Source organism: Candidatus Korarchaeota archaeon NZ13-K (assembly GCA_003344655.1).
Lineage (GTDB): Archaea > Korarchaeota > Korarchaeia > Korarchaeales > Korarchaeaceae > Korarchaeum.
In genome coordinates, this window is record MAIU01000137.1 from 1 (window position 1) to 1,745 (window position 1,745).

Annotated in this window: 1 protein-coding gene; it reads right to left on the reverse strand. The window is 56.7% G+C overall.

Features of this window, described 5'->3' with window-relative positions:
- Nucleotides 1-57: 57 nt before the first annotated feature.
- On the reverse strand, nt 58-1,341 hold the full coding sequence (locus tag BA066_07870; protein ID RDD52776.1) for a hypothetical protein: 1,284 nt from the start codon (nt 1,339-1,341) through the stop codon (nt 58-60).
- Nucleotides 1,342-1,745 lie beyond the last annotated feature (404 nt).

Here is a 1,745-nt window from a genome sequence, read left to right on the forward strand (position 1 = left end):
GATTGCATTAGCGCGCCAAGCCTGAAGGCCACCCTGGGATCGGAGTAGCTCATGCTCTCACGACCCCGGAGGTCTTATGACGATCTCCACCTTCTCCTTCCTCCTCCTGTAGAGAAGGATCGCGACCACCAAGACGATGACTGCCACCACAGCTAACAGCCCCACAGTGATCATCCTCTGCTGCTCCTCCTGCCTCTGCCTCATCCTCTCCCTCTCGGCCGTCACGTAAGATGATGCTTCGCTTCGGAGATTCTCCAGCTCATCCAGCATCCGGCTGGCCGACTGGTTCGCTCCTGATATGTCGCCGGTCGCCCACCTCTCATAGAGGAGCCTCTTCTGGGACTCGAGATCGGAGAGCCTGCTGAAGAAAGCATCGAGTGTTATGTTAGGTTCACTTGCCCTAGTCTCATTGAGGAACTCGGAGAGCTCCCTCATCTTGCTCTCTATCACGACCAGCCTTGAGACGAAGCTGGAGTAGCTCGCTATCCCCTTATCTACGGATTCCAGCAGGCTTATCGCCTCCTCGCTCAGCCCCCTGTCCATCCTGCTCATCGCATCATCAATCTCCCTTTTGAAGCCCTCCGCCACATTGACCAGAACGGAAGAGTTACCTCCAACCCTCTCCAGATCCCCTCTCATTCCCAGGAAGCTGTTTAACCTGGATCTCACCTCCTCATACCTCTTCATCGCCACCGAGGGGCTGGAGAGCCATGAGATGAGCTCCCTCACGAAGAGCCCGTTGTCGAGCTGCGCTAGCAAAGCATCGTTGAAGAACTCCACAGATGATATCGCTATTCTCCCCCTCCCGTAGACCTGCCCCACCATGACGGGCAGGCCCTCGGCCTCAACATCTGCCTCCGTGCGCCTCCAGTTCCTGTCCTTGTCTATCCAGACCCTCTTGCTGGAGAGCAGGTTCAGGACGTTGGCCGGCAGGTTCCTCAGGTAAGCTCCCTTGACTAGGACCGACCTGGAGTACCTGAACCTCGTGGAGTTGACGGCCGCCTCGAAGGGATCGCAGCCTCCTATGACCCTAGGGGTGCAGAGGGACTCTTCCGATGACCAGACGTTGAACGCGGCACTTACTATGCTCCTAACTATGAGGAGGCCGTGTCCGGACCTCACGTAGGAATCGAGGTCGCTCAGCTCCCCCTCGGTCAGGGGGGAGGTCTGGTTCACGATCACTATGACATCCACCTCGGGGGTGAAGCCCTCCACATCCCTGACAGCATAGCCCTCCCCCTCGAGCAGCTGCCTCAATGCCGGGAACTTCGCGGAGGGAAGTCCATGCTTCTTATCGAATCCAACAGTGACGGCCCCCTGGGAGCTGACATCCTCGACCATCAGGGGCAGTGTCAGTACGAGCAGGACTGCCAGAACAACAAGACGTTTTCCCGTCAGGTGGATCACCTCCATCCCATGACCTCACCATAAGGCCTCCTAGTCGGGGCAGCCAATAATAAAAACGTTCCTCACGTGACGCCATGAATTCAATTCTATGCCTTCCATCGGAGACTCAGGTGCACCCGAAGATCGTGCCGCGTGGGGAGTTCCCCTTGAGGGGCTCTCAGCGGAGTTGAAAAGGGATAGGATGCTCGGATTATGAGATTATTACAATCGGATGCCCCCGTTTTTCTTGACAGGATGACCTATCATGATATGCCGCTGTACGAATACATCCTCTCGAGCGGGGAGATAGTCAACCTGAACGGAAGGGTTAGGAAGTCCTGCAACGGTCTGGAGGAGGA